Consider the following 6,255-nt stretch of genomic DNA (forward strand, 5'->3'; position numbering starts at 1 on the left):
ATACTGTGAGTGGAATGGCCCCTTCCGTCTCATGGCTTCGCCATGATCCACCTCCCCCGTAAACAGGGGAGGAGAACGTGTTTCGAGCTAAAATCATAACGATCTAGGCGCGAACCGGCGTCACCATCACGGATGCCTCCGCTAGCCCATCGGATGCAGCGCGGACCGTTATTGCGCCTGAAGCGTTGGATTTGAAGCCAACAATGGCCAGGCGAAATCCGAAATACGCCGCCGCGAATGCGACGCAAAGGGTAAACTTTCGCCGGGTCGCCATTGCCCGTGGCGACAATTTTGCCCGGCCGAGCGACCGGGCCTGGCATCACTATGGATACAGCGATTTACGCTATTCGATCGGTTCATGCGCTGCGACGGCGCCGCGGTGCCAGTAGCCGGCGGCCTTCAGGGATTTGGCAGCGGCGCCGCGGTCGATAAGGGCCTGACGGATCGTCCTGGCCGTCTGGGCTTCGGCGGCGACCCAGATGTGGACGTCACCTTCGGGCAGGGCCAGGCTTGCCGCCGCAGCCACCAGGTTTTCACCTTTGCCGCGGACGATCCAGCGAACGGTCGCTTTGGCCTGGGTTTGCCAGTCCTGGCGGTCTTCGTCGTTTTCGATCTCAGCCAGAACGGTGACCGGCGTACCGGCCGGCAGTTCCTCTAGGCGGCGGCCGATGGCGGGCAGGGCGGTCTCGTCACCCATCAGCACGAAACCGTCATAACCGTCGGGAAGGATCTGCGAACCGCGCGGGCCGCCGATATTCAGGATGTCACCAGGTTTGGCTGCCAACGCCCAGGCTGTGGCCGGACCACTATCGCCATGCAGGGCAAAATCCAGGGTGAGTTGCCCCTTGGCGACATCAAAGCGGCGCGGCGTGTAGTCGCGCATCACCGGCTTTGGGCCGCTGTCCAGACCCGGCAGGGTCAGCACGCCGGTTTCGGGATCGGCAAGGAACAGCTTGATATGGTCGTCGAACCCCAGGGATTGAAAGCCCGTGAGGTCGCCTGTCAGGACGATGCGCTGCATGTGCGGGGTCAGACGAACGGTTTCGACGACCGTCAGTTCGCGCCGGCGGGTCTCGAAGCGGACACGCAGGGGCGCGCGGGCGACAGATGTCATCATGAGCGTTCGATCTTCTTGGCCAGGTCGTCGATCCAGTCGACGACATTTTCGATCTCGGACTTGGCCATCGGACGAACGGCACGGGTGCGCAGGGCCGCCTTCAGGTTGTCCATGGCGCGGTACAGCGGTGCATAGTCGTCGTGGCTGCCCGGTTTATCGGCCATGGCTTCGAACAGCCGGTCAAGGTCGGCGGCACGCTCGCTCAGCAAGGCCTGGCCGGCCTCAGTGATCGTCGCGACCTTACGGTTATCGGCATCTGCGGCAATGACGATAAAGCCGCCATCTTCCAGCCAGCTCAGGGCAGGGTAGACGATGCCGGGGGAGGGGGCATAGGCGCCCTGGAATTCGTCCTCGATGGACTTTATCAGTTCATAGCCGTGGCTGGGTTTTTCGCTGATGAACTTCAACAGGACCAGGCGTAGCCCGCCGGGACCGAAGCCGCGGCCTTCGCGGCGGCCGCGACCGCCGAAGCGATGACTGCCGTGGGATTCGTGATGGCCGCCATGGCGGCCGAAACCGCCGCGGCCGGAAGGGAAGTCTCTCATATCTTGTACCTTTCAGACTGTAATCAGATATATCTGAAGTGCATATAGACTCGTTTCGTCCCAATTGCAATCAGATATATCTAAATATAGTCCTGGGGCTCTACAGCGCGCCGGCGTTGGGTGCTGGTTCTTCGGTGCTGATGGCGTCGATGGTGCGCGGCCAGGGTTCCGGCAATCCGTCGGCGCGGTCGATGCTGATTTCGACGGGACCGCAATCGACGGCACCAAACGGCGAGCAGAAGGCGATTTCGGCGGCATCGCGGCCGACTCCGATGCGGACCAGGCCATCGAGATTGGCCATGCGCGTCCCGTCGAACAGCCACCAGCGGCCGTCGAGATAGACTTCGAAAACGGCATGGAAATCGTTGGGCTGCAGACCGTAGGCGTAGCAGCTTACGAAGCGGGCCGGGATGTCGAGCGCGCGGCAGAAGGCGATGCCGAGATGGGCGAAATCCCGGCATACCCCGGCGCGCAGGATCAGGCTTTCGGTCGCCGTTGTCTGTTCGTTGGAGGCGCCACGGCGGTAGTCGATATTGTTGTAAAGCCAGTTGCAGATGGCTGTGACCCGTTCGAAGCCGCGTTTGAGGTAGCCAAATTCCTTGCGGGCGAAATCGGCCAAGCGGTCGGACGGCACAAAGCGCGACGGCAACAGGAAGGGCATGATGTCGAGCGGCAGGTCTGCGACCGGCGTTTCCTTCACCGTATCCGGATCGGCGCGGAACGGATCGAGAGTTACCTCGGCTTCGTAGTGAATGGTCAGCGGGCCGGGCGAAGCGTGCACGCCGAAATAGCGGTTGTTGATGTCGGGGACCGTGTGGGTCCGCAAGGGCAGATCCGGTGTCACGACCAGGCGTTCGGTCATATTGACGTGACGGCGCAGCCGCGCCACTTCGATGTTGAAGATGAAGACGGATGGGGCCAGCACTTGGTAGCTGAGGGTGCAGCCCAGTTTGTAACGTACGGTCATATATGGATTTTCGAACAGCGAAGGGGAGGTCAGGAAGAGATTGCCCCGCCTGATGAAAAGATTCGATGTGGTCTTAGCGCATTTGAGCGCGTTCGATCCGATAGATTCGGATCGTCGCTCCATTTATTTTGTTTTGGCGCGCATCCCGATCCAAAATGTGCGCAACCCGTTTCGCGATGGGCTCTAAAAGCGTTTGATCGACAGGGTCTCGAAGGTCTGTTTCAAAGTGGCGGTCGAGCGGTCGTAGTCGGCCAGGGCCAGGGCAGCAATCAAAGCGTCGACCACGCACAACTGGGCGATACGGCTGGTCATGGCTTCGGTGCGGAACAGGGTCTCGCGTGCCATGGTGAAAAGCACGACCTCTGCATAGGCCTGGATGGGCGAACGGGCGAAGTTGGTGATGACCACCGTCCGGGCGCCGGCTTCGCGGGCCAGTCGGGTCGCGGCCACGGTTTCATGCGTCGCCCCGGAATGGGTCACCGTCAGGACGGCGACGTCGGGTCCCGTCCGCGACGCGCTGATCGCCTGGACATGGCTGTCGATGACCACCTTGGCGTCCAGGCCGATGCGCAGCATGCGGTAGTGGGCGTCCTCGGCGATGGGCGCCGCTGAGCCGATACCATAGATCTCAATGCGTTTGGCGGTGCGGAAGATGTCGACAGCCCGGCTCAGTTGCTTGACGTCTAGCACCGACAGGGAATCGCGCAGGGCCTGTATGCCGGAATGAAAGATCTTGCGGCAAACCGTATCAAGATCGTCGTCGCGCTCCAGATCCTCATGGATGAAGTGGACCGGCCGGACGGATTCCTGAGCCAGGCTCAGCTTGAGCTGCTGGAACCCCGACAATCCCAGGCGCCGGCAAAAATTGATGACGCTGCCTTCCGATGCACCGGTGGCTTCCGACAGTTCCGTGATCGACATGCTGACGATGCGGTGGGGCTGCGCGAGGACATAGTCAGCGATGCGGCGTGCGCCGCGCGCCAGGGCTGGATAGGCCAATTGAATACGGGTTAGGGCATTGTCGACCGGTTCGCGGCCTGGGCTGTCGGGTGAGAGTTTCAACGCAAGACCTTTTACAAGTTGTCGCCCGGAGGACACGTGATTACGGCGATTCCTTCGGTAGATTGTGTCTCCGGGATCACGTCACAAAACTTCCTAAGGAATGTCGCGAGCGTGATACCGGGGACCGCCACCCTAAGGTGAAAATATCTCAATATTATTATATATTCATAATGAGTTAATTTCACAATCCTGTCATCGAAGTCTGAGGTTTTTGTCACATGACCTGACTAGGTTCCGCAGCGTTCAGCCGGGCGTCTCCCATTGCGCACGGCGTTTTCACGGGGATATCAATATGCGGATCAAACAAGGACTTCACGCGCCTCTGCTGGGGCTTGTGACGCTGGGCTGCGGCCTGGCAGGTATGGCATTTGCCAATGACGCGGCGCCGGCGGGCGACGCTGAGAACAGCGTGGTGACCGTCACCGGCAAAAAATCGCCGGCCACCTTGGTCGCCAAGGAATTGTCGGCCTACGGCACCGAGGTCCAGGTCATCACCGCCGAGCAGATCGACCAGAGTGGCGCCACCAACTTCGCCGAAGTTGCTCAGTTCCTGGTCAAGGGCGTCAATATTGGCTACTCGCCCGACGAAGGTGAGTTCACCATCCGCCTGGACGGCGGCGGCGACCGCGATACCCTGGTGACCCTGGACGGTGTGCCGCTGTACGACCGTGGCCCGGCGCTGGAAAACATCTGGGGCGCCACCACCATCGACCCGCACATGATTGAGACCCTGGAAGTGTTTCGCGGCGGCAACAGCCTCTATTTTGGCTCCAACGGGGGCATCGGCGTCGTCAACGTCATCACCAAGAAGCCCGACGGCACCCGCAAGGGCGAGTTCGGCGTCTCCTACGGTTCGTTCGCCACGCGCGAAGTGTGGGGCAATTACAGCTTCCCGCTCGACGAGGCCGGCCGTCACAGTCTGATGTTCTACGGCTCGATGCTGGCCACCGACAGCCCGCAAATTTTCGATCCGGCGAAGTTCACCGACAATGTCGCCCTGTCCGGCGGCATCCAGGACTATCCGCTGAACAAGAACCATGTCGGCGCCAAGTACCTGTGGCAGATCGACGAGAACACCGCGTTCCGCGCCAACGTCATCTATACCGAAAGCTGGTTCCAGGATCCGTTCCCGTCGGGTGAGTCCTATTCGCCCAACACGCTGCGCTATCCGATTGCCGACGTGACCTTCAGCAAGCGTTTCAGCGACCGTTTCGCGATCGAGGCTTCGGCCTACTATTCCAACCCGGAACTGTGGAATGCCGAACTGTATCCGGAAATCTGCAAGATTGCGGCCGGTTGCGTCGATCCCGGCACGCCCAGCCGTACCATTCCATATGGCGCCTGGACCGGCGCGGTCGAACCGGCCTTCGCCCATGGCTTCGGCACCACCAACCAGTATCGCAGCGGGTTCAGGGAAACGGGCGCCACGGTCCGCGCCACGGTCAACCCGGCCTCGTTTCTGGAAGCCGTCGTTGGCGTGCAGTATGTCTCTTATGTCGATGACTCGGATCAGCGCTTCGCCACGCCGAACAATGACAGCACCACCACCGGCGTGTTCGTAGACCTCCATCCGCGTCTGCCGTTCAGCCCGTCGACGAACATCTCCATCGCGGTTCGTCAGGACTTCTCGGAAGCCTTTGACAGCAAGACGATCTGGAAGTTCGGCGTCAAGCAGCCGATCGGCAATTTCTATCTTCGCGCCAACGGCGGCACGTCGTACAGCTTGCCGCAGACCAATGAACTGTACATCAACAATCCGCGTCCGCCGGAAGCCAGTGCGTCGGCTGCCTTTACGGTCATCGGTAATCCGGACCTGGAAACCGAAGAGACCGAGACCTACAACCTGGCCGCCGGCTATCAGGGCAGCCTGGGTGATATCCGCATCAGCGGCGAAATCGGTGCCTTCGACACCGAGATCAGCAACCGTATCCGTACCACGTCGGGCCGGCCGATCGTCGTCAACCACAATGGCACCAACTATTCGGTCGACACCTATTTCAATGATACGGCCGTTACCAAGATCAAGGGCCTGACCGCTGACGCCGACGTCTTTATCGGTGAGCAGTGGAGCTTTGGCTTTGCCTATACGGCACAGGATGCGGCGCCTGCCAGCGGCCCGCGTCAGGGCATCCAGATCAACGAAACGCCGGAATGGTTCGTCATCGGCAAGCTGAACTGGGAATCGAAGAATGGCCGGCTGAAGGCGCAGCTTCTGTCGCGCACCCAGGGGCCTGAATGGTCCACCGGCGGTCCGGCGGAAAGGTACCGCCACAACTTCGGTGACTATACCGTCGTCAACGGGACCCTGACCTACCTGGCTGGCAAGGATATGGAGCACCGCTTCCAGCTCCGCGTCGCCAACCTGTTCGACACCTATTATGCCGAACGTTACGGCTACGGGAACAACTTCTACGGTGTGGCGTTCAACCGCGGTGAATATACCAATACGGATGACCGTTACTTCTACGGCTATCCGTTCGAAGGCAAGCCGCGCAGCTTCTACTTCACCTATTCGACGAAGTTCTAACTCTGTGTGTGTCCGTCTTATTCCAACCCACGAAAAT

5 protein-coding genes are annotated in these 6,255 nt (G+C 60.6%); 1 reads left to right on the forward strand and 4 read right to left on the reverse strand.

The features are described 5' to 3' along the window. Positions 1-343: 343 nt before the first annotated feature. The 4 genes from ABI_RS10405 to ABI_RS10420 all read right to left on the reverse strand — a co-directional run bounded on the left by ABI_RS10405 (position 344) and on the right by ABI_RS10420 (position 3,691). Positions 344-1,117, reverse strand: coding sequence for a siderophore-interacting protein (locus ABI_RS10405; RefSeq protein ID WP_006272902.1), 774 nt, complete (start codon positions 1,115-1,117; stop codon positions 344-346). Further along, entirely contained in the window at positions 1,114-1,662 is a 549-nt protein-coding gene (locus ABI_RS10410) for a PadR family transcriptional regulator (protein WP_006272903.1), read from the reverse strand. Before ABI_RS10410 ends, ABI_RS10405 begins: the two co-directional genes overlap by 4 nt. A gap of 100 nt (positions 1,663-1,762) precedes the next feature. Continuing rightward, positions 1,763-2,629 carry a transglutaminase-like domain-containing protein gene (locus tag ABI_RS10415; protein ID WP_006272904.1) on the reverse strand — a complete coding sequence of 289 codons (867 nt, stop codon included), beginning with the start codon at positions 2,627-2,629 and terminating at the stop codon, positions 1,763-1,765. A 183-nt stretch (positions 2,630-2,812) separates the two neighbouring features. Next, positions 2,813-3,691: a MurR/RpiR family transcriptional regulator gene (locus ABI_RS10420; RefSeq protein WP_040308792.1), complete on the reverse strand. Its 879-nt coding sequence runs from the start codon at positions 3,689-3,691 to the stop codon at positions 2,813-2,815. Positions 3,692-3,983: 292 nt separating this feature from the next. Between ABI_RS10420 and ABI_RS10425 the strand changes: the two genes are divergently transcribed. Next, positions 3,984-6,218, forward strand: a complete 2,235-nt coding sequence (locus ABI_RS10425; RefSeq protein ID WP_006272907.1) for a TonB-dependent receptor plug domain-containing protein — start codon at positions 3,984-3,986, stop codon at positions 6,216-6,218. Positions 6,219-6,255: the final 37 nt, after the last annotated feature.

Source organism: Asticcacaulis biprosthecium C19, assembly GCF_000204015.1.
GTDB classification, from domain to species: Bacteria; Pseudomonadota; Alphaproteobacteria; order Caulobacterales; family Caulobacteraceae; genus Asticcacaulis; species Asticcacaulis biprosthecius.